Source organism: Gelidimonas diazotrophica (assembly GCF_055694025.1).
The window spans coordinates 2,131,224-2,153,717 of record NZ_CM146349.1; the positions used below are offsets into that span (position 1 = coordinate 2,131,224).

The 22,494-nt window shown below is 51.5% G+C and carries 22 protein-coding genes and 1 tRNA gene; 8 read left to right on the plus strand and 15 right to left on the minus strand.

The annotated features are described in order from the left end of the window. The first annotated feature begins 101 nt into the window (after positions 1-101). Positions 102-893, plus strand: a complete 792-nt coding sequence (locus KGFNPO_RS09875) for an alpha/beta hydrolase (RefSeq protein ID WP_472631129.1) — start codon at positions 102-104, stop codon at positions 891-893. A gap of 133 nt (positions 894-1,026) precedes the next feature. Here the strand turns inward: KGFNPO_RS09875 and KGFNPO_RS09880 are convergent, their stop codons facing one another. Together KGFNPO_RS09880 and KGFNPO_RS09885 are read right to left on the minus strand one after the other, a co-directional pair. Then, positions 1,027-1,380, minus strand: coding sequence for a YkgJ family cysteine cluster protein (locus tag KGFNPO_RS09880; RefSeq protein ID WP_472631130.1), 354 nt, complete (start codon positions 1,378-1,380; stop codon positions 1,027-1,029). A 127-nt stretch (positions 1,381-1,507) separates the two neighbouring features. Beyond that, the gene (locus KGFNPO_RS09885; RefSeq protein WP_472631131.1) at positions 1,508-1,855 is read right to left on the minus strand and encodes a DUF167 domain-containing protein; all 348 of its coding nucleotides are present in this window, start codon (positions 1,853-1,855) and stop codon (positions 1,508-1,510) included. Between the two features lie 654 nt (positions 1,856-2,509). Here KGFNPO_RS09885 and KGFNPO_RS09890 point away from each other — a divergent pair. Continuing rightward, complete coding sequence (locus KGFNPO_RS09890; RefSeq protein WP_472631132.1) at positions 2,510-2,989, plus strand: DUF6306 domain-containing protein; 480 nt, start codon at positions 2,510-2,512, stop codon at positions 2,987-2,989. A gap of 380 nt (positions 2,990-3,369) precedes the next feature. On the opposite strand, the gene KGFNPO_RS09895 is transcribed toward KGFNPO_RS09890, so the two are convergent. After that, entirely contained in the window at positions 3,370-4,020 is a 651-nt protein-coding gene (locus KGFNPO_RS09895; protein ID WP_472631133.1) for a HugZ family pyridoxamine 5'-phosphate oxidase, read from the minus strand. A gap of 277 nt (positions 4,021-4,297) precedes the next feature. Between KGFNPO_RS09895 and KGFNPO_RS09900 the strand changes: the two genes are divergently transcribed. Further along, on the plus strand, positions 4,298-4,717 hold the full coding sequence (locus KGFNPO_RS09900) for a PH domain-containing protein (RefSeq protein ID WP_472631134.1): 420 nt from the start codon (positions 4,298-4,300) through the stop codon (positions 4,715-4,717). Between the two features lie 164 nt (positions 4,718-4,881). Here KGFNPO_RS09900 and KGFNPO_RS09905 read toward each other — a convergent pair whose 3' ends face one another. Continuing rightward, on the minus strand, positions 4,882-5,106 hold the full coding sequence (locus KGFNPO_RS09905; RefSeq protein ID WP_472631135.1) for a DUF3079 domain-containing protein: 225 nt from the start codon (positions 5,104-5,106) through the stop codon (positions 4,882-4,884). 448 nt (positions 5,107-5,554) lie between these two features. On the opposite strand from KGFNPO_RS09905, the gene KGFNPO_RS09910 reads away from it, so the two are divergent. Beyond that, entirely contained in the window at positions 5,555-6,484 is a 930-nt protein-coding gene (locus tag KGFNPO_RS09910) for a crotonase/enoyl-CoA hydratase family protein (RefSeq protein WP_472631136.1), read from the plus strand. A 116-nt stretch (positions 6,485-6,600) separates the two neighbouring features. Here KGFNPO_RS09910 and pdeR read toward each other — a convergent pair whose 3' ends face one another. The 4 genes from pdeR to KGFNPO_RS09930 form a co-directional block, all read right to left on the minus strand. Beyond that, complete coding sequence (gene pdeR, locus KGFNPO_RS09915; RefSeq protein WP_472634445.1) at positions 6,601-8,601, minus strand: cyclic di-GMP phosphodiesterase; 2,001 nt, start codon at positions 8,599-8,601, stop codon at positions 6,601-6,603. Positions 8,602-9,975: 1,374 nt separating this feature from the next. Further along, positions 9,976-10,080 carry a DUF4113 domain-containing protein gene (locus KGFNPO_RS09920; RefSeq protein ID WP_472634446.1) on the minus strand — a complete coding sequence of 35 codons (105 nt, stop codon included), beginning with the start codon at positions 10,078-10,080 and terminating at the stop codon, positions 9,976-9,978. 651 nt (positions 10,081-10,731) lie between these two features. Further along, positions 10,732-10,965, minus strand: a complete 234-nt coding sequence (locus KGFNPO_RS09925) for a DUF3562 domain-containing protein (RefSeq protein WP_472631137.1) — start codon at positions 10,963-10,965, stop codon at positions 10,732-10,734. A gap of 612 nt (positions 10,966-11,577) precedes the next feature. Continuing rightward, complete coding sequence (locus KGFNPO_RS09930; RefSeq protein WP_472631138.1) at positions 11,578-12,696, minus strand: ATP-binding protein; 1,119 nt, start codon at positions 12,694-12,696, stop codon at positions 11,578-11,580. Between the two features lie 220 nt (positions 12,697-12,916). On the opposite strand from KGFNPO_RS09930, the gene KGFNPO_RS09935 reads away from it, so the two are divergent. From KGFNPO_RS09935 to KGFNPO_RS09950, 4 genes are all read left to right on the plus strand, one after another. Beyond that, positions 12,917-13,246 carry a hypothetical protein gene (locus KGFNPO_RS09935; RefSeq protein ID WP_472631139.1) on the plus strand — a complete coding sequence of 110 codons (330 nt, stop codon included), beginning with the start codon at positions 12,917-12,919 and terminating at the stop codon, positions 13,244-13,246. Between the two features lie 275 nt (positions 13,247-13,521). After that, entirely contained in the window at positions 13,522-13,830 is a 309-nt protein-coding gene (locus KGFNPO_RS09940; RefSeq protein WP_472631140.1) for a hypothetical protein, read from the plus strand. A 280-nt stretch (positions 13,831-14,110) separates the two neighbouring features. Continuing rightward, positions 14,111-14,563: an NUDIX hydrolase gene (locus tag KGFNPO_RS09945; protein WP_472631141.1), complete on the plus strand. Its 453-nt coding sequence runs from the start codon at positions 14,111-14,113 to the stop codon at positions 14,561-14,563. A 269-nt stretch (positions 14,564-14,832) separates the two neighbouring features. After that, positions 14,833-15,048, plus strand: coding sequence for a GDCCVxC domain-containing (seleno)protein (locus KGFNPO_RS09950; RefSeq protein WP_472631142.1), 216 nt, complete (start codon positions 14,833-14,835; stop codon positions 15,046-15,048). A gap of 51 nt (positions 15,049-15,099) precedes the next feature. Here KGFNPO_RS09950 and KGFNPO_RS09955 read toward each other — a convergent pair. From KGFNPO_RS09955 to KGFNPO_RS09985, 7 genes are all read right to left on the minus strand, one after another. Further along, positions 15,100-15,189, minus strand: a tRNA-Ser gene (locus KGFNPO_RS09955). Between the two features lie 198 nt (positions 15,190-15,387). After that, entirely contained in the window at positions 15,388-17,421 is a 2,034-nt protein-coding gene (locus tag KGFNPO_RS09960) for a putative bifunctional diguanylate cyclase/phosphodiesterase (protein WP_472631143.1), read from the minus strand. Positions 17,422-17,423: 2 nt separating this feature from the next. Then, positions 17,424-18,581, minus strand: a complete 1,158-nt coding sequence (locus KGFNPO_RS09965; RefSeq protein WP_472631144.1) for an EAL and HDOD domain-containing protein — start codon at positions 18,579-18,581, stop codon at positions 17,424-17,426. Positions 18,582-18,823: 242 nt separating this feature from the next. Next, positions 18,824-20,068, minus strand: coding sequence for a radical SAM family heme chaperone HemW (gene hemW, locus KGFNPO_RS09970; protein ID WP_472631145.1), 1,245 nt, complete (start codon positions 20,066-20,068; stop codon positions 18,824-18,826). After that, complete coding sequence (gene rdgB / locus KGFNPO_RS09975; protein ID WP_472631146.1) at positions 20,065-20,649, minus strand: RdgB/HAM1 family non-canonical purine NTP pyrophosphatase; 585 nt, start codon at positions 20,647-20,649, stop codon at positions 20,065-20,067. The genes hemW and rdgB overlap by 4 nt, the downstream gene beginning before the upstream one ends. 164 nt (positions 20,650-20,813) lie before the next feature. Continuing rightward, on the minus strand, positions 20,814-21,542 hold the full coding sequence (gene rph, locus KGFNPO_RS09980) for a ribonuclease PH (protein ID WP_472631147.1): 729 nt from the start codon (positions 21,540-21,542) through the stop codon (positions 20,814-20,816). A gap of 4 nt (positions 21,543-21,546) precedes the next feature. Further along, a complete protein-coding gene (locus KGFNPO_RS09985) occupies positions 21,547-22,476 on the minus strand; it encodes a PP2C family protein-serine/threonine phosphatase (protein WP_472631148.1) in 930 nt (309 codons plus the stop codon). Between the last annotated feature and the right edge of the window lie 18 nt (positions 22,477-22,494).

The following is a 22,494-nucleotide window of genomic DNA, read 5'->3' on the forward strand; positions in this document are numbered from 1 at the left end:
CTGTTTGAAGTTATTTTTCTTCCCCCTCATGCGGCGGCGTCAATGGGGATGAGTTAAGAAAATGCTATTCCTATCAAACTGTGTTTATTGGGAGAGCTGCTATGCACCGTGCAATAAAAACCTGGTTCGCGTCGTTGCTGCTGGTAGTTGTAGTCCACGCGCATGGGCAGGCCGCTCAGAAAGTCGTCGATATTCCGACCCGTCCAGGCGTCACCCAACGGATGCTGGTACTGTCCCCGCCCGAGCCGAAAGCCACTGTGATCCTGATGTCTGGCGGTCACGGCGGGCTGCAAATTTCCCCGAATGGCGCATTCGGGTGGGGCGAGGGAAATTTCCTCGTTCGCACCCGCCAGTTCTTCGCCGAACAAGGATTGCTGGTGGCGGTCGTCGATGCGCCGTCGGATCGTCAGAATGCCCCGTTCCTGGCCGGCTTTCGCCAGAAGCCAGAACATGTGGCCGATATCAAGGCCGTCATCGCCTGGCTGCGCGGGCAGGCAAAAGTACCGGTGTGGCTGGTCGGCACCAGCCGCGGGACCCAATCCGCCGCGCACATCGCCACGGAGCTTTCCGGCCCGGAAGGGCCAGACGGCATGGTCCTGACTGCAACTATCCTGACCGACAACAATGGGCGCGCGGTGCCTGCCATGCCGCTAGACAAGCTACGCATCCCGGTCCTGGTGGCGCATCACGAACAGGACGGCTGTGCTCACTGCGCATTCAGCGAGATTCCGGGCTTGATGGAGAAACTCAAGAATGTACCGAGAAAGCAGTTACTGACTTTCAAGGGCGGTGAAAGCCGCGGCGACCCTTGCGAAGCGTTCGCCCATCATGGCTTCAATGGACTGGAACGCGATGTGGTCAAACAGATTGCGGCGGGAATTCTCGGAAACTAAGCCATAAGCCGCACATGTAGGGCACCTTGTTTACCGCATATATCAATTGCCACTCAAAAAATACAATAATCAGTATATTTGAAACGACGACAGCCTCTGCGTTTGCCATCAGGTTTGCCGGAAGCGGCGCGCATCAAACCAATACCTGGCGCGTTTGCGCAAAATACTGGTGGATTTGCAACTCGACGTCAGGGTCGATCATTACCGCAGGCCGCTTGCCGTTCGGGCAGGCGAGCCGCGGTGTGGTTCCGAACAAGCGGCAGATCAGAGGACGCTCTGCGTAGACTCCACATCCATTGTCGCCGAGGTGTGGACAACTCAGGTCGGCAAGCGCCGCATCGTATTCTTCCTCGCTTTTGACGGGCAGCCTTGCCATCTCTTCGGTAGAGGTGGTCACCGGGCCGCAACAGTCGTGGCATCCGGGTATGCACTCGAATGCAGGAATACGACTGCGGAAAAATTTTATTTTTTGGCTATTTGATGTCATCCGGGCGCATACGATTCAAAGTTCAAGCCGGCAGATCATATAAGGCTAGGAGAGTCGAAAGAGTAGCATAAGCGCGCATGTGAAGTGAGCGTGACGCCGCCTGTCGAGTCGCAACCCCATCATTCTCTCAGCATAATTCCTGCTGTCCAATTGCCGCAGGCAGTCGTTTAGGTGCTTTGATACGCACTTGTTTATTCACATTCATGCGGCCAAACACGACCTCGATATCCGAAGGTGACACGCCAAACTCTTCCGCCAAAAAGCGCACCATATAATCAGTTGCCTTGCCGGCGCGGGGTGCTGCCGTGACGCTGACGTTGATCTGCTTTCCTTTGATCTTGCCAATCGCATCTTGTTTTGCGCTTGGCTTGCCGAGGATGTTGAGCACCAGCGTATCGCCATCCCACGCAAAAGCGGAATCCCGAGCCGAGGTGTTTGTTCTGGCGGTTTCTGTACTATCTTTGTAACGTTTCATTGCTGCAATTGTCACTATCGAATGTGGGTACGCAAGGTTACGTACAAATGAGGAATCTGATTGGGTAACGCATGGCAGTAGCCTATGACGTGCTGAGCGCCGCCAACAAGGATATGTGCAACATCGAACTTGAATAATGTGCAAGTCGGCAGGATAAAGTGCGGTATTTTTTGTGCGGGTTGAACTGTGGGGTTTTGGTACTAAACCCCTTGGAACCGCATGCATATTAGTGTTCTGGCGGAAGCAGTGAAACACTCGCCTATAACACATATTCCCCTTATATTTCAATGACTTATGATATCACGCCACATCCAATTTGTCACACAAAGATGTACCACAGTGCTTCCACCTTGGTGGAACTGTGCAACTCATAACGATTCAGTTGGATGAAGGCACGTCCACAGAATTCAGGTTAGTACTGTGCCAGGGCCTTAGTGAGCGCCACGACATTACGCCCTTGAGCAATACCTTCACGATGATTCTGACACGACAAAGGGATGCATTGGCACATTGTTACGGTGACTAAAGATGCCAGGGTGATTGCGCCTAATTGAGGTGGTTGTATATTCTGTAAGCGAGGTAGTCGATTATTGCCACCAACGACAAATAGATGTGCCACCGTTCGTCCACCACCATTAAAGTGAGGTTTAAAAAATGGAACAGCAACCTTTGCCTATTGAATTACCAGACGTTTCTGATGTTTTAGCTACGGAAGAATTGGTTAAGCTTCTCAACACCTTGCTTGAAGCGGAGCGGGCCGGCGCAAAAGTATTGTCGGCATTCCTTGACGAATACCCGCGCGACTCAAAGGAATGGAATCAGCTGCGACAATTGCAACAAGACGAGGCAAACAACTGTGCCAAACTGATGGATTGCCTCCGCAGCCTTGGGAGAGTGCCTAGCAGCTCCGTAGGTGCGTTCTTCCACAAGGCGCTCGCGGTACAAGGCCGCGCCGCACGGCTCGCATTCCTTAACCAAGGCCAAGCATGGGTGGCGCGCAAAATCGCCGAAGTACTACCGAGAACTCCTCTTGGTCCGATACGCAAGATGTTGCATGAAATGCGTGAATCTCACATTGCAAATATCGAGGCTTGCGATATGTTGCTTATCCATCTTGGCAACACAACTACTTAAATAAATGCTCCACCCTATGCGGACTTCACAATAGTAGCGGCTGCGATGCTGCCGTTGCCGCTCTGGTCAATCAGGCCAGAGCGGCAACGGCAGAACCCTGACCGTAATTGCCGGACGGTCTGCTGCGGGTTATGTCCGCAATCGAGCCTAGAAGAGACATTCTTTGTCAAACAGCATAACGATTTTCCAATCTTAGAGAAAATCAGCACGCTAGAAAGGCTGCGAAAACTGCATGGCATATCATTTAGCGTCAGTACATTCAGCAAGAACATCCGCTGTTTTCTGGAAAGTGCTGCGCACTGATTTACAGGCTAGCTGGTAAATACAGACCTGCCTACGGCATCAAAAATCCCAACGCAAACTACCAAATCCTTCACATTTTACAAAACAGTAAGAAGCCGTTTAACCACTTCGCCAACATTCTCCATTGCAACCGGCGCATTAGGAAACTGGTGTCGCTCACGCTTGCCTTGACGCTCAATGTCGACGCCATAGCGGTCCAAGCCGAGTAATCGACCCCCCATCGGTAAAAACTCAATCAGTTCCCAGTAAAAATTTGCCTCGTCGGGCAGCGGCAGGACTACCTCACTTGCCCATTCGGCTTCTTCCATCCAACTCATTTCCCCAAAACCAGCAACATACCTGGCGCGCTTCGGGGTGAGTCGAAAGAAAGCAAAATCTCCAAGAGCGAGGTACTGCTTGGCATCTGGCTGATAGCGAAGGTAGCGCGCAATTAATTCCTGTGATGCGTCGAAACGACTCACATCTCCGACTAATGTTAGACGCGCACCGGTTAGAACGTTTTTTCCGTCGGGGCTAGAGACAAGAAAACTAGCACGAGGGTCCGCCAAAATATTTTTCGTGTGCTCAGCCAGACCACTTATGAGAAATATGGGGCACTGTCGTTCATCGAGCACGAATGGCAAGATAGAGGCGAAAGGGTATCCCTGCACTTGCGTTGATTGCGTCGCTAGGACGCCATATGGCGTCGTGTGCAGTAATGGGATAACGGTATCAAGATGAATTTTCATGTTCATAGATTAACTGTTAGTGGAGAATTTTTGTATTGCGCGAAGCGGAATATTTGATAAAACAATTTCAATGGTAGTTGTCCGGTATCACTTCTTTGAGAGCGCCTTCAGTTTCAACGGACGCCAATTACGCTTGTGCCAGCGCTGGACGGGGGGAAGTATCAATGTGGGGATGAGCACTACCGTGTTTTTCCTAGTCTATATGAAACTGATAAGATAACTTGCAATACGATTGCAACCCCGCAACCCCCTATCAGACACTCCTGAAAGCGCAAACATGTCTCAAGAGCAAGCTATCTGGTCAGGAACCCCTTCTCAAGTAATTAACCTGGGAACCTATATTTTATGCATCCTGTTTTTCTGGTTGATTATTCCTGTATTTATTTTGCTCTGGAAATGGCTGGTGGTTCGAAATACCCAGTACGAATTAACGACGCAACGATTGCGGCTGCGCACTGGTGTACTTAACAAGGAGTCGAGTGCTCTGGAACTCTATCGCGTGAAAGACTTCACAATCGAGCAACCCTTGTTTCTCAGGTTGTTTTCAGTTGCGAACATTATTCTGGAAACATCCGATAAATCCCACCCCACCGTTGTGATTCGGGCAGTTCCTGATGCGGAAGCGCTCGCGAGTACGATTCGGGAACATGTTGAAACTATGCGTCGGGGCCGCGTGCGGGAAATGGACTTGGCTTAAACCTGCAACCCAGCCTCTAACAATACTGTTAAGACATCATAAGATGTAAACTAGCTGCTATTTTTTCACGCATATTGTCTGCTTGCTTACCATTCTTGGCCAACAACGTTCTCCAACGCTACGCTGTCCAGCATCCTTAGGGACAAGCGCCCTTGCCCGTTATCTCACGTCTGCGATTTGCCGCTGCGGTCCACGAACTCTTCCGGTTCTGACGGCTCTCCGGGAGCATCGAGGCCCCAATTAAGCCAATCATTTCCAAACAGTTCAACCGGATGCTGTGTGCGGTCCGAGCCGTTTCCGCAAGCAAGGGAATCGACTGGACAATATCTGTCGCAGCCCCAGCAGATTCGCTCGGGGTTACTTGGATGAATGGGGAATTTTTTGGCCATTGCAGGGCATTTTTTGCAAAATTGTAATGTGTAGGCAACTCATTAGTCCGTATCACTCGAACTTTCCGTAGCCCAACTGCAGAGAAAATCCAGCGTCACCTTAATAACTATAATATCACATTGTGATGTATTTTTCATCGATGAACTTATCTTCAAGTGACTGCCGAACAGCGGCCGCCATCTACAGGCCTCAGGCATTAGGAACTGGGTATTGTTGAAAAGGCCGGCCTTCATTGCTGCCAGTGTGAAATGGAACCAGACGCCAACGTTAGGCTGACCCACATTCAAGTTCAAAAATCCCAATGATGGCAACGACTTTCAAGACATGACCTTGGGTCAACGATATCCTGCAGGCGAATCAATTGACAACTGGCGCCAACACTCCTATTCAGACGCATCTGTTTTGGCCATTATCTTGACTCCTATCACTATTTTATGAGTCCTAAAAATGCCTCTACTAAACCATCCCAAAACCCGGCGCTTCATCGAAGCTGGCATGCTTACACAAATGTCAGCATGGTATGAAGCCGAGCGAAATGTGATGTGGATGATGCTGCAAGCTCATCCACGCCCTTGCGTCAGTTTTGAACTCCTAAAGGACATCACAAATTTGACGCGCGCCGCACGCGCTTCGAATCTTCCAATTGAATTTTGGGTGACTGGCTCTACGGTCCCGGGGCTGTATAACCTCGGCGGTGACTTATCTTTTTTTGCACGTCAAATTCGCTCCGGAGAGCGCTCATCTCTGAAGGCGTATGCACGTGCATGCATTGATGCGGTCCACGAGGTGATAACCGGCTTTGGGGTCGGGGCTATCACAATTGCGATGGTAGAAGGAAGCGCACTTGGGGGTGGCTTTGAGACAGCTCTGGCACACGAATACGTATTGGCGCAAAAAGGCGCGAAGCTGGGCTTTCCCGAAATTGCCTTCAATCTGTATCCGGGCATGGGGGGTTATTCGTTGGTCGCACGAAAGGCGCATATGCGTCTGGCCGAGCAACTCATTAATAGCGGCGAAGCCCATACCGCTGAATGGCACCATGAAAAAGGGCTGGTAGACCGCCTATTTGAGCAGGGAGGAGCCTATAAGGCGACCCGTACATTCATCGATGGCATACGCCCAAAACTGAACGGAATCCGTGCAATGCTACGCACCCGCCGGCGTGTGTTTCCCCTCACCAAGACTGAGCTACTAGACATCACCGAAGACTGGGCTGAATCTGCATTCCTTCTGGAAGAGAAAGACCTCGCCTACATGGAGCGCCTGGTTCTGCTCCAGAACAGACGTAGCGGTAAGTCCCTAGAAGCCCTGGCAGCTACGGTAACACCCGCAGCTAACGAAGGGTCCGCAGCACCCACTGCAGGGCACAATTGCTAAAAACGAGTACTGGGCTATCCTAGTTTCGGGAGTAATCGCTCTCGCAACTCTTCTGCAAAGGCAAAGCAAAAGTCCCGAAATGTCCGGGGCTTTTTTGGGGCCAGGTTTCGGTGTGGCTACGCGATGAGGCGCAACACTTTGTTCGACGAAACCGGCATCCATGCCAGAAAGTCCGCGAGTTTCATTGGCTTACCAAACAGGTAGCCCTGCGCGTAGTCGACCCCGATATTTCGCAGGAAATCGGCTTGCTCCTGGGTCTCGACACATTCTGCAACTATTTTCAGGTTCAACTCGTGACCCACAGCCACCATCGAACGCACTAGCGCTCGCATCTTGGCATCGGTGTGAAGGGACTGGATGAAACTACCATCAAGTTTCAAGACATCCAGCGGTAAACGGGCTAATTGCGACAATGACGAGTAGCCGGTACCGAAATCGTCCAAATGCACATGAGCCCCCAGTTCGCGGAACATGCGAATCAAACGATGGGCCAGCTTCTCGTCTTCCACGAGGCAACTCTCTGTCAATTCAATGTCGAGCATCGAAGGAGACATGTCGTTGGAAAGAATCGCATGCGTAAAATCTTCCATAATCGTTGGAATACGCAACTGGCGTGCGGAGACATTGATGGCAACACGCAGGTTCAATCCTTGCTTCTTCCAGACGCCGGCCTGCTTGGCAGCCGCATTCATCACCCACCTCCCCAGCGGGACAATCAGTCCGGAATCTTCTGCGTACGGAATAAATGACGCTGGCGTAATCAGGCCACGTTCCGGGTGATTCCAGCGAATCAGCGCTTCGACGCTGTCCACCTTACCAGATAGCAGGGATACTTTTGGCTGGTAGTACAGCTCGAACTGATTTTCCTCCAATGCGTGACGCATGTTTGTGTCGAGCCATATATATTCGCTGGCCTTGTTATTCATGTTCGGCGAGAACACCCGGTATGTGCGCTTGCCCTCTTCTTTAGAGACGTACATTGCGGTGTCGGCGCTGCGCACCAGCTCCTCAAGGCTGGAGCCATGCGCCGGGAACATGGCGATACCAATCGAACAGCTAGAATAAACTTCAGCGCGCTTGAGTGCAAACGGTCGCATCATACGGTCCAGGATGCGTTGCGCTGTTGCTTCCACCGAATCCTGCGATGGGCTTCCGACTATAACCAAGAATTCGTCGCCCCCCAAGCGCGCCAGCACATCGTTCTCAGTCAGGCAGGTGCCAAGGGCGGCGGCCACTTCCTTGATGAGAGCATCGCCGGTGAGATGTCCATAATAGTCATTTACCTTCTTGAAGTTGTCGAGGTCGAGAAATATCAACCCGAACGATTCGGTATTTTCTGACGTGACTGCGGCCTTGATTTTCTCCTGAATGGCGTGGCGGTTCAATAGACCGGTCAACACATCGTTATTGGCTAACTCAGCCAAACGGGAATGCGCGAGCAACTGTTCTGTCACATCGGTGCCGGAGCAAACAAGAAATTTCTCTGGCACACCGTTTCCGGACTCCATGAGAGTGTTTCGCCACTGAATCATGCGCACACCTGTTTTGGTGTTGATGGGGCGCACCGTTCCGGACGTTGCACCTTTTGTAAAGAAACCCTGGACATTAACGCGGATGTCTTCGCGTTGTTGTTCATTAGCAAAGAGGTCAAATGCGTTTTTCCCTACCACCTCCGCCTCCAGCACGCCCGTGACTTCTTCACACAAACGATTGAACCTTTTGATTTTACCCGCGGAATCAAGAATGATAACCAGCGAATTGACATCAGAGATGACTTTTTCGGAGAAATTCAGGCTGTTTCCTAATTCTCGGGCGACAGCCTTTGTATCGTCATAGCGCGCAGCGGTGCCACCCCAAATCCTGGTGTCTATCTTGCGGCCAACCAGATGGAGCCGAATTGAGGTGCCAAAAATGGCAACCGACAACGCCAAGTTGGAAGTGACCCCAGTCATCGCGCGGAGTTCTTGGGCTTGCGCAGAAGAGAGCTCAACGGCCACCGTGACAGCTCCCTCTTCTCCGGACAGTAGCAGCGCGTCACTGTCGGCCACCAGTTTCCAGAAAGGGCTAGTTGTGCCGAAGTGAGTAAAAAGCTGTGGGTTATCAATGTCTTCATCAATAATATGCATAGCTAATCTTTCGTTTCAGGCGTCTGATGGCATCATTCATCTATAGGAGCCTTCTAGGTAAAAACACGCCAATAATGTTTTTACTTCTACAGAAAACCATTTCCTTGAGGGCGCGGCCACGTGTGTCGATATTTAATATTGGTATCAGCTGTTAGTTCGTGGATCTAAATTTTTTTACTAGAATCGCTGTTAGTGGATAATTTGAATTCATCAAACGCTTTGTCCTATTGCCGCTTTACACAAACAGAGAGACCCCGCAAAAACGCAAGTCGTTGAAGCTCTGAGTCAGACGTTTACCTGGATTTTAGTCCGCCAGAGTGCGTTAATCATTTCATAAAACAACGGTAGAAAAACAGCCGCAAACAATAACCTATACGGTCGACAATTAGAAATTGGTCAACATGCATTTTCTAATGCTGGCCGAGCAATGAGTGATAATGCAATAATGCAACAATGCAACAATGCAACAATGCAACAATGCAACAATGCAACAATGCAACAATGCAACAATGCAATAAAAAGATTACCATAGCACAATCAATAAATGTGAATTACTCACCAGTGCCTTGTTGATGAACAAGCTACTGAATGCTAGCTAGTTCATCACTGAAAAAATTCTCTTCCTCTATCAGTGCTGATGCCGATGGAAGGAGTCAAGACTCCCTTCCAGTCAATATCATTCTGCTCTATTCGTGCCGGCATCCCCTTGACCGGTACGGAGACGTCTCACCGAAATTGGCCATATCAGCTAACAGCAGACCTGTATCCGAAATAGCAATTGAATAAATTTCCTCGGTTGAACATAACAAGAAATTTCGTATGAAATGCGACCAAATAAGTGGGCCCTTGGGCGAAGCTGGAAATAGAAGCAAGCTCTTAATGTCATCAACAGGACATCAAGTCCATGCAGAATACATGTCAATATTAATTCAACACTGCGCCAAACAAATGCCGCGAAGCTTTTCATTAATATCTGTGACGACGCTAACATTAGACTCAGAATTTTAGAATTAAAACCTGATATCAAAGGTAAAAAAATTGAACTGTTTTAATATAAGTGCCAAACAGGACTGCTCTAATATTGCATCGCTTAAAGAATTGATGAGCGCACCGCCGATGACTGCAGAACAACATTCAGCGTTAACGCACAAACGTAGAGAACTGCGAAGGACAGCCGAAGCAGCACGTGAGTTGAAAGCAGAGACCCAAAGAAATTCCTGGTAATCGTTTCTTGTCGAATTGGTTCTCCTTCCCATACCGACGGAATGCTTCTTGCGAACCCCAACATGTACCACCTATTCGCTCGCCCTTGAGTTGCAGTGACCTGCGGACGTTACATTATCAGGTCGGTCCATTCGATTGAAATTAATTGATCCAAACCTTCGGCACTTCATCCCAACGGGCCGTACATCTCGGTGTCCTTTTTTCAGCGCACATTGTCCACCGCGGTTGAATGCCGGCTGCCGAAATCTGGAGGGATGCATCGGCCTAGATAAAAGACATTTCACTACCTGTGTAACCTCACCGTACATTGCCCTTCCATTGTCACGATTGAATGGCCGACGGTATTAGCTGTTACAAGCGCTTTTTATTTCCTATGGTCGCAACAATTATGGGGCAGTCTGAACTATTCCAAATCAGTGAATTGGACATATTTATTGCGCATTATCAATTTCTAAAATCATCATTTATCCATACTCTCCATTAATATGTATCAAGGAGAGCATGATGAAAAAAGCAGATAAATTAGATAAGGTGATTGGAAATGGGTTACTCGTTATCGCCCTTTTGTCGGCAGTTTGTATTACGGTAATCTCTCTCTAGTTGCAGTATTTAGGCCCATGTACCAAGAGGATTCCTGCCGCTCTTGAAATAGGGGAATAAGCAGAACTGTGTTGCCCTCTTCTATTTCGCAGTTGCTGCTGCCGGGGCATTCATCTTTGATGTGGCGCGCAGGAAAATATAACTCTGACATACCCCTTTGGTCAGCATCAATGTCTTTCGGCGCCACCAAGACCGGGGACCGGCAGTCATCGGCCATCCACACTAACTACTGTAGTCGTCGGTTTTTGAAGTTATTACTTAATGCGGCAGAATAGCGATTATTAAGAATAGCAATTCTTAATTTGCTACGTCACCTTTGCGGGCCGTACCGAAGATGAGCTTGACTTTTCTCGATGTAAATATCGTGAGATAGTCGCGGATAACAGCTTTCTTTGCAAATTGCATCAAAACCTCTTCATACAAAAACGCCACTTCTTCTGCTAGACGATTCAACTTTGCAGCAATAATTTCTATACACCGGAGATGTTTCAATCGTTCCTGAACGTCGATATATGAGCAATCATCAAGCATTCACAAACTCCTCAAGAAAGATTACCACTGCGTTTCGTCAGGGTTCTGCCGCGCTAACTTTTTTGACCTTCACGACATACGATATGTGGAACCATTGTCGTCCGCTGACACGAACTATTCTAGACAATCACACAACCAATTCAAGACAATTTTTTAGATTTCTAATTAACAAGACAGAGCATGAATTCGGCCGCCTAATGTTCATCTAGGCGTTAAGTTATCGGGTTGAAATTATTGCTAATAAGCATGCAGCCCTTTCAGTCGTGCCACTTTGAGGGAGATTTTTTATAGAGAGAGGTAAATTCTTCTCAGGCCATTTTGCCCGCTGTGCAGTCTGAGTTTACGAGAATTAACGTCAACTTTTGCAAAAATCCTGGGGGTCCGAATTACCCTGTCTGGTCGCGTGTCAGGGAGTGGTTCAAAGCCGAGCTACGGCCTGACCATTTCGTGGTTTATGGACTTGGAAACCAGATTATCAATACATAACACTATCGGAGCCCTTGGTCTACACAGTTGCTCCCGCCATCTCGCCTCTTCTCGGGCCGGCGCACCCTCGCCGCAGTGTTTGATAAGGAGCTAGCCTTGGGTTGCGGCAACTCAATCGCGATTCCGTTATGACAAGTTCCTGGCTCCGCGTTTCAGCAGGAATTCTGCGAACAGTGGGTCATCAATCGTTGTGCCAACTCCGCTTTTCGACAGGAGACCAGTACGTTTCAACTTCTCGATTGACGACCTGACCTTAGATATCGTCGGCTTCGCGCCAGGAATCGCCCCCAGAATCTTCAACGTGGCCTGGCTCAACGGAGGTTGGCCGTTGGCAATAGCAACCAACACGCCTTGGTCGAAAGCATCGACCGCGTTCAGGAGCGCCGACCAGATTGCTACCTGGTGGTCGCTAGCCATATAGTTTTCGACCCCACGCTTAACATCAGTGATACCTTCTGCCGACATCGCCTTGACAATATCTCGCATCAGTGCCGGTTTGAAACCGATTTTCCTGAACATCTCGCGTAACTCGCCCAACTCAAGCTTTTTGCCTGGATGAACTTTGCTGAAATGTTCTGCGAGTAACTGCAGAAATTCATCGCCGAGAAAGGGGAAATCGATAATCTGTGCAAACTGATACATTGGCGCCCCTACGGTATTCATGAGCCGAGCCAGCCCTTCCTGTGAAGAGCCGGTAAAGACGGCACAGACATCCTCACGTCGCTTGTGAAGCACGGCCCGCAAGGTCGCAACCATTGATACACCGTCTGGTGCATCGACGAGGGTCTGAACCTCGTCGAGCATCAACAAAATCTGGCCCTTGTGCTGCCTGGCCAGCCGGGTGACCAGAGCGTCCAGCCGTAAGGCCGGAGACTCCGGCAAAGGCCGGCGATGCGGCTCATCCCCAAGGTCGATGCTAGCACCGAGAACACCAATCTTCTTCACCTGAGTTTTTGCTATCTTCCCGATATTGCTGGCCGGAACAAGCAAATCGTCCAGCGCTTCTTCCAGTGCGTGATTTACCGCTTCCAGCGGGGCCGACTTGTGCAGCCACAAGTCGGCATACACTGGCAACATCCCCGCATCCTTCGCCACGGGAGCGAGGTCGTGGTCAAGGAAGAATGTTTTGCCGACACGCCGAGGGGCGAACAGGGCCAGTGGACGTCCGGGTTGGGCACCAAGTAGTGATAGGTAACTCTGCGCGATGGCGGGGCGCCGGACTTCGATTTCATCGAATGTTTTCATGGCCCCATTGTCGCACATTGTCGTAAAAATCGCAATTGCTAATTATACAGCAATTAACGGCAACAGCCGGACTCCCGTTGGAGTGCCATGCCCGGGGACTACCAAAAAAAGTGGGCTGCAGACGGACAGGCTTTTGTGCGGGCCGGAAATTACGGAACGTTATCTTTTGCAAATTAACAACTGTTCACTATACAACTAATACACATAAAAATGAGTTGTCATGAAGCGCCCTGCCCCGACCTACACTAACGATCAACTACTCGCCGCAATCAACGCGCCGACCGAGCCCGCCCCGTTTCCAGCTGAGGAAACCGACGGCACGGTCTATCTTCCGGAAGTGCATAGCACCTCATACGCAATGAACCCGGCTATTCTTTGCAGTGCCCTTTTGGGCATCAGCAAAGGCGAGCGCGTCGTCGACGGCAAAACGCGATTCGTGCGCAGGTACGCCGAGCGCAAGTTCAAAACCACCAATGGTGCGGCTATTAAGTACCGCGGCAAAGAACTGTGCCAGAACGACCTGACCGTGCTGCTCGGCTTGCTGAACTAGCATGCCGGCAAAGCCACCAGCTTCGAAATTGAGTTTGCGCCTTCTGCCTTTTGCACTCAAATCGGCTGGTCCGACAGTGACTATAACGCTCTTCGACTGCAGGACTGCCTGCTGCGCCTCCGCGTGACCTTCCTCATCGTTCGCGCCGCGAAGAAAGAAGACGACGGACAAACGAGCAAGCTGGCTAAGGCCATCGCGCCGGATGGACTCTCGGCTTCGTGTCGGACTTTAAGTGGGAAGGCCTATCGCGCTGGTCGGTGCAGATTGATGCTCGCATGGGCCAACTGTTCGAGGCCACCCCAACGTACCTTATCGCCGCCAAACGCAAGGCATTGACCGAAGGCCTCCAGACCTGGCTGTACGGCTACATCGAAGCTAACACCTGCGCATACGCAGTCCCGCTAAACACAATTCACGAAGCCTCAGACTCTGCAGCACTATTGAAAGAGTTTGCCCGCCAAGTTCGCGACGCCCTCCCTAAATTGGCAGCGGTCGGTGCTGTGCGTGAAAACTCCACCGTAAAAAACGGCAAGGTCATGATTTTCAAAAGCTCGTCGGCCAGGCTAAAAAGCCGCATAAGCTGAGCTCCCTTTCGGGGGCTCTTTTTAATTTTTGCGGGTTTCCGCGCATGGAAATTTACTCCTATTTTGGGCTAACCACGACCTTGACCCAGACGCCAATGTTAGGCTAACCAACCATCAATTTCAAGAATCCCAATAATGGCAACGGCTGTCAAGTTGTGAGCCTGGGCCAGCGATATCCCGGCAGGTGAATCAATTGACGACTGGCTCCAGCACAATGGCACCCAAAAGAAAGACATGCCACACTAATCATTAATGACACTTTTCTAAAAAGGGCTAGAGCATGTCGTCATTGGAAAAAACGGTAGCAAAAAAGGAACTCGCAACATCGTGCGGTACCCTCGTCATCAATAAAAAAGGTGAGATTCTTCTCTGCCACGTGACAGGTACGAACCATTGGGATATCCCGAAAGGCATACAAGATGCCGGAGAATCGACCCTTGAGGCGGCAAAAAGGGAGCTATGGGAAGAGGCCGGCATCGAGTTTGACGAAGAACTGTTCGAAGAAATCGGGAGTTTCGACTACCGCAAAGATAAAAGACTGCACTTGTACAAGGTGCGCGCTGCAGATGATTTTGACAGCCTTGCCCACCTTAACTGCACCAGCCATTTTCCGCACCATCTGACCGGCAAGCCAATCCCGGAAACGGATGGCTTCTGCTGGGCCTCACGCAACGACGTAAGGACGCTCTGCTGGCCGCGCATGGCTGAGAGGTTGCTTTCGCTTGAATGGTAACTTCACCTCAGCAACGTCGGCGAGAAAGTGAACTATGTAAAGTACGGCCCAAGTGAACGCGGACCGAATGGCGTATGCGCTATCATTTCACCAGCACCATTGTCATGTACTTCATACATGACGGACGTATAGCACTTTAGTGAGGGAAGTCGGAAAAAAGTATTCAATCTATCCAGGTCAGTTGCGCTGAGCGCTATGCTGCCAAACGACGCCTTCCCTTTTTACACTCCAAAGGAAATAGGCTGAGCACAGCCGTTCTCAAGTTTGTTTTGACATGCCCGCAATGCGGCTTTACCAAGATGGGGACCATGCCGACCGACGCATGCCAGTTTTACTACGAATGCGGAAACTACAAAGTAATGCTCAGGCCGAAAGCCGGCGACTGCTGCGTCTTTTGCTCCTATGGGTCTGTGAAGTGTCCGAAATTACTTGACCACTGCACTTTCCTCATCTTTAACGCACTTCTTTGTCACACCCGTTCCTAAAATAGTGTTTAGAAACAGCAAGATAAGGGAAGTCAAGCACTTACAGCATTCTGGCGGAAGCGGTGAGATTCGAACTCACGAAGGGCTCACACCCTCGCCAGTTTTCAAGACTGGTGCCTTCAACCGCTCGGCCACGCTTCCGGAAGCCGGAATTATACCTAAACCGGATGGTTCGATATACATTTTTATAAATTTAGCGCAACAACCAGGGAAATAAATTGACAGCAGTCGCGGAATAATCAAGACAAAAGCATCATGGTTCGCGAAATAATGGCTACGCAAATTGCAATCCGATAAGGATGGCAAGGTTGATTGAAATCATGGGACAAATCAGACGCATCATTCAATTCCGAACCTACGGCTTTCTTTCAGCATGCTCCCCATTTCCAGCGGCGCTACCGGGCGGGAAAAGAAATATCCCTGTATTTCATCGCATCCCTGCTTCCGAAGAAAATCCAGCTGCTCGGCAGTTTCGACACCCTCAGCGATAACCTGGTGCTGTAGTTGCTTGGCAATGCCGATAATGGCACTGGCGATGGCGCAGTCGTTTGGATCATCTGGAATGCCCATGATGAATGAGCGATCAATTTTGAGCGTGTGGATAGGAAAGCGCTTCAGATAAGACAGGCTGGAATAGCCAGTACCGAAATCATCCAGCGAAAGCGTCACGCCCAAGGCATTAATCTCTTTCATGATTGCAATCACATCATCGGTGCTGGCCATGAGCATGCTCTCCGTTATTTCCAGTTCCAGCCAGGCAGCACTAATGCCATGCCGGTTCAACGCCGCTTGTACACGACCGGGCATAGACAAAGTAAATTCTCCTGCCGACAAATTGACTGCCACGCGCATCGGTGCCAAACCGGCCTGCTGCCATGCCGCCGCTTGCAGACATGCCGCCTCCAGCACCCACTCGCCGAGCCGTATTACCAGCCTGCTTTCTTCCGCGATCGGAATGAATTCCGACGGAAAAATCAGACCCCTGTCCGGATGCTGCCAGCGCACCAGAGCTTCCGCTCCCACTATACTGCCATCCTCAATGTTGATTTTCGGCTGGTAATGCAACAGCAGTTCATGGTTGTCAATTGCATGGCGCAGTTCGGTCTCGATCAGCAGGTGACTTAAGGCGGTGCGATTCATTTCCTGGCTATAGAAAGCGTAACTGCCCTGATCATTTCCCCCGCATTTTTTGGCACGAAACATGGCGATGTCTGCCAGACGCAACAAGGTTTCCGAATCGGCGCCGTCCTGTGCATAGATACTAATACCGATGCTGGCGCCGATGCGTAATTCATGCTGCTCGACCAGATACGGCTGTTCCATTGCGTAGAGCAGCTTTTGTGCGACGAAACCGGCGTGGTAATGCTGGTTGATGTCAAACAATCCAACCACAAACTCATCACTGCCGAGTCGGGCCACGATATCGTCATCGCGCAACGCATCCTTGAGGCGAATTGCCACCTGCTGCAACAATTGATCGCCGATTGCATGGCCCAGGGTATCGTTAATCGGCTTGAAACGATTCAGATCGATAAACAATAAAGCACCAGTCGAGCCGTTGCGATTGGCCGACACCAGCGACTGGTCTACCAGCTTCATGAACAAGGTACGATTGGGCAAGCCGGTTAATGCGTCGTAATAAGCCAGATGGTGAATTTTTTCCTGTGCCTGCTTGCGCTCCGTGATGTCCATGAAATAGCCAATCAGTCCGACCGGCTGGCCCGTATTGTCACGCAACGAAGACAGGCAAAGGCTGGCCCAGAAGATTTCCCCTGATTTTTTGCGTCGGCGCACCTCCATCTCGCGCCCACCTTGTTGCAGGAAAGTGTCTTGCAACGGTTCTTCTTCATCCGCTTCATTTTCGTAGAGAAAAATGATATTGCACCCAATGATTTCAGCCGCGGCATAACCGAATAATTTTTCTGCTCCCTTGTTCCAGCTGGTGATGAAACCGGTCAAATCCATGGTAATTACTGATTCATGGATTTGATCGAGTATTTGGGTCTGCTGCAACAATTGTTCGGTAGCTTTTTCGAATTGGCGCGCACTGCGATCGGTGTCTGCACGTGCCTGCAGCAGTCGCGCCGTCAAGCGCGCCAAAGCAGCAAGGCGCTCACGGTCCATGTAATCGTAACCACCAATGCGTCCGGATACTGCATAGCGGCCGAAAACCGCGTTTCCATGAAAAATTTCTTCTGCCAGGTCTGATTTCTCGGGCAACTTGCCATGAAAATAGCCTCCCTGCGGACTCTCCAGCAAGACCCGGGCAATACGACTCAGACTTTCATCGAGCGCATGGCCGCGCAAACTTTGCACGGCTTCACATAACGCAACGGTACAGTCGATATCTTCAGGCGCATTCAGGAATGTCATAATCAATCCGCCCGTGAAACCTGAATTGACCAGGCACAGGCCTGCACCAGTGCGCGGCAGAAAAGCTCTGTATCCACCCCGCAGGCAATCAGTTTTGTCTGCAGCAGGGGCAGGTTTCCCGAGCAAGCATGTTCAGTCAAGTCGAGCATCGCTCCCAAGCGGCCACTACGCGTTTGGAGCGCACCCAGCACATCTTCGGACAGATGCAACGGTTCGAGAATTTCGGCCAGTGGCGTGCCGAATAGTACGTCCAGCAACGAGAACATGCCGACCATGAAGGCGCGGTCTGCTTGATACCGGTCGCCACCCATGTGCTGACATAACGCTTCCATCAGGCCGGCCCGCAATGCGGCTATCGGTAACAGCGGGTTGACGCCGCCATCGCCCGCTCTATCCTGATGCGCATACAGTAGCAACTGCAGCCATCGTTGCAATTGGCGGCGTCCCAGTACATTGATGGCCTGACTAAAACTGCTAATTGCGCAGCTTCGCGCATACGCCGCGGTACTCACCAGCTTGAGCAAATTATAGGAAAGCGACGGGTCCTGTTTCATCAGCCCTTCGAGTTCGCGCGACTCGGCATCGCGAGCCACCAGAGCGAGCAGCTTCAACAAACGGCTACGTGACGGCATCTTGTTACGCGGCATGCCGGCGCTCGGATGGTGCGGATAATCACCGAGAAACCAGTTGAATCCTGCAGCGCGGCACGTGTTGAAACAGGTTGGAGTGTTGACATCGGTGGCCAGATGCGGACCGGCCAGTGTGTGTTGCCAAAACGGAGTTTGGCTTTTTTCGATTTGATCGCAGCCGATTGCCAGCGAATCTACGCCAACCGGCAATGCGGCATCCGGCGCGGGCCAGCCGTCCAGCATGATGCTAAAACCTTGCGACTGCATATAATCCAGCTTGGTTCGGGCCTCTGCCGCTGTGCCATCTGCTGCAGGCACCCGCAACATTACCTGCTTTTGTGGCAGATGCGTCATCAGATCCAAGTCGACCTGATTCAGGTTCGGGACATCCAGCACACACAGAAAGTCTCCTAATGCGTCGCGCAAACCGATTTCATCATAAAGGTGCACGAATGCCTTAAGGACGTCGGTTTCGGCTTTTTCAAAATGAAAAACAATTCCCACCCACTCGTGATGGACATTCGTCATCATCTGCATGGAAACCAGGGGGAAAGTAGGTACGTTTGCTTCGGATAAGATCATATTATTTATACATAAACGGGTTTATTCAAAGCAACAATAGAATACAGACAACCTTGTACGAGGTTGTCTGTATAACTTTCTAGCTATAAAACGAATTACCTGTATCTATATAAGCAACGACCAAAATCCGGATAACTTTAACAAGATTGCATTAGATTTAATGTGCATCTGCCGAATATCGATATCGGTGACTAATCTGCCAAAAATAATTGCTGCAAATCGTTCAGGAAAGATTGGCCGAGAGCCGTCGGCTTGATGATTAGATGATCGCGATACAGCAAGCCTTTCGATTCGGCCAGCGCCAGCGTTTTTTCGATTGTGTTAAGCGCCATGCCGGTACGTTCGGCGAACAAATTGACTTGAAAGCCCTGGTTGAGGCGCAATGCGTTCAACATGAATTCAAAAGGCAGATCTTCACGGCTGACTTCATTTTGATCCTGGACTTGCGTCCCCTGCAAAATGTGTTCCAGATACGCCTTGGGCTGCTTGTAGCGCACCTGCCGCACTATCCGGTGCGGAAATGACAGCTTGGAGTGGGCACCCGCGCCGATCCCGAGATAATCGCCAAACTCCCAGTAATTGCGATTGTGGCGTGCCTGCCGCTGCGGTTGCGCATAGGCCGAGACTTCATATTGCGCATAGCCGACAGCTGCGGTCAGGTCGCCGATCATGTCCTGCATATCGGCGCTGGCATCGTCGTCCGGCACCACCGGCGGATGTTTGGCAAACAAGGTGTTCGGCTCCAGCGTCAGGTGATACAAAGACAGGTGCGGCGGCGCATAGGCAATCGCAGTCTCGATATCCTGGCGCGCTTCTGCCAGTGTCTGCCGCGGCAACGCGTACATCAGATCCAGATTGAAATTGTCAAAATTGGCGTGGGCGATATCGACTGCCCGGCGCGCCTCAATGCCATCGTGAATCCGCCCTAAAGCCTGCAAATGGCGCGCATTGAAACTCTGGATGCCGATCGATAGCCGGTTGATGCCACTGGCACGATAAGAGCGGAACTTCTCGGCCTCGAAAGTGCCGGGATTGGCCTCCATCGTGATCTCGGCCGCGCCGTCCAGCGGCAGCAAGGTACGCACGTCCGACAGCAATCGGTCCAGGCCTGCAGCAGACATCAGGCTGGGGGTGCCGCCGCCAATAAACACGGTGTAAATCTTGCGCCCCCAGATCAGCGGCAGCGCGCTTTCCAGATCGCTGCGCAAGGCTGCCAGATAGGCATCCTCGGGGAATCCGCCCTGCACCTCATGCGAGTTGAAATCGCAATACGGACATTTCTTGACGCACCAAGGGAAATGGATATACAGCGACAACGGCGGCAGCGCCGCCAATTGCAGCGCGCCCGGCTTCAGAAAAGCCGCAGCCGTTTGCAGCGGCTGGACAGTGCTGCTGGCAGGCTTGCCTGTCGCGTCAATCAATTTAATCGGAATCATTGCAATTTCTTCACAAGTTCGCGCAATGCCTGGCCGCGATGCGACAGCGCATTTTTCTGCTCAGGAGCTAATTCGGCTGCGGTCTTGCCCAAGCCTGCCAGCCAGAAATGCGGATCGTAACCGAAGCCGCCGGCACCACGCGGCGTGGCGATGATCTCGCCATCCCAGCGCCCTTCGGCAATAATCGGTTGCGGATCATTGGCATGACGCAGATACACCAGCGCACAGTAATAGTAAGCGGACTTGTCGGCATGCGACGCCAGGTCCATAAGCAACTTGCGGTTATTGGCGGCATCCGATTTCGGCTCACCGCCGTAGCGCGCCGAATGCACGCCAGGCGCACCGCCCAAGGCATTGACGCAGACGCCGGAATCATCCGCCAATGCCGGCAAGCCAGTAAGGGCCGCGGCGTGGCGCGCCTTGGCCAGCGCATTCTCGATAAAGGTCGGATGCGGCTCCTCGGCTTCCGGCACATTGAATGCACCTTGCGGATGCAGCGTAAAACCGATTGCCCCCAGCATCTCGCCAAACTCCTTGAGCTTGCCGGCATTGTTGGAAGCTAAAACGATGGTTTTTGTCATAAAATTCTGGCGCAGAAACCTGTTACCACAACGGCTTCCGCTAGTTTCTACAATATAAAAATAGGGGGAGTATCATCAAAAACCATGCCTTTGCCGCATTTATTTATTGCGATAACGAAAAATACCCATGAAAGTATATTCGGCAAAAAAGCACAGCAGAAAATCTACAAACCAAGCGTTTCTTTCTGCAGGCTGATCAGGTCGGCTATCCCTTGCTGCGCCAGGTCAAGCAACTGATCCATGGTGGCACGATCGAATGCCGCGCCTTCTGCGGTGCCTTGCACTTCGATGAAGTGGGCAGCGTCGGTCATCACCACATTCATGTCGGTGTCGCAGCCAGAATCTTCCTGATAATCCAGGTCCAGCAACGGCTTGCCCTTATACACGCCAACAGAAATCGCCGCCACGAAATGCCTGAGCGGCACTGCCGCAATAACGCCGCGCGCGACCAATTGCGAAAATGCATCGTAAGCTGCGACCATGGCGCCGGTGATGGCTGCGGTGCGGGTGCCGCCATCGGCCTGGATCACGTCGCAATCCAGATGCAGCGTGCGTTCGCCGAAGGCTTGCAGATCGAAAGCGGCGCGCAGCGAGCGGCCGATCAAACGCTGGATTTCCTGGGTGCGGCCGGATTGCTTGCCTTTGGCCGCCTCGCGATCCATGCGGGTGTGGGTGGAACGCGGCAGCATGCCGTATTCGGCAGTCAGCCAGCCCTGCCCTTTGCCTTTCAGAAAACCGGGCACCTTGTCTTCGATGCTGGCAGTACAAATCACGCGGGTATCGCCGAACTCGACCAGTACCGAACCTTCAGCATGTTTGGTGTAATTGCGGCACAGGCGAATCGGGCGCAGCGCATCGGCAGCACGTCCGTGGGCGCGTATTTCATGTTGCATAGTGTCAATCCTTGGAAGTTATACGGGTGCTTTTCTGAATCGCGCCGCGAATCTCTGCAATCGCTCTTTCGATTTCAGCTTCGTCGAATGCGTCAGCTTCTACCGTCTCACCTTCCGGCATGGCCAGAATGGTGGTGGTGACCTCGCCCAAAGGCAAGGTATTGGTGGTAATTGTAGCCTCATCGGCAGATGCATTGCTGCCATCCCACATCATCGCCAGCGCAGTGACATTGTCCGAATGCTTGCCGGCAATGCCGGTGGCGCTGGCTAGCAACTCAGGAACCGCACGCACAATCGTATTGCTTTGCAAACTCTGGGCCAATACGTGATCCGGCAGCACCGACCACAAACCGTCCGAGCACAACAACATGATGTCGCCTGCCTGCAGCGCGGAACGGCGGGACATCTCGACAATCGGCAAATTGGGCGCACCGAGACAATTGAACAACTTGTTGCGGTCGGGATGCGTATCGCGCTCGGAAGGCATCACCTTGCCTTGCGCAATCAGGGTTTCGATGCGCGAATGATCCCTGGTGCGCGCCAGGATTTGGCCGTTGCGCAACCAGTACAGGCGTGAATCGCCGCAGTGCGCCCAGTAAGCGTGGCCATGCTGGATCAGGCAGGCAACAATGGTGGTGCGCGGCGTTTCCGGCAAATTATGGGAAGCGCGGTAATGCAAAATTTCACGGTGCGCATCCAGAAAACTTTCCTCAAAGAACCGCTCGGGCTGTTTGATAGTGGGGGCCGCATTCTGCCGAAACACCGCATTGATGGTCTGCATCGCAATCGTGGCTGCCATTTCGCCCTGAATATGCCCACCCATGCCATCGGCCAGCAATAGCAACAAAGCGTCGCGGGTAAAGCTGTAACCCATGCGATCCTGATTGACCTTGCGGCCGCCGATATGGCTTTCTTGATAGACGGAAAATCGCATGGGACCGATCTGGTATAA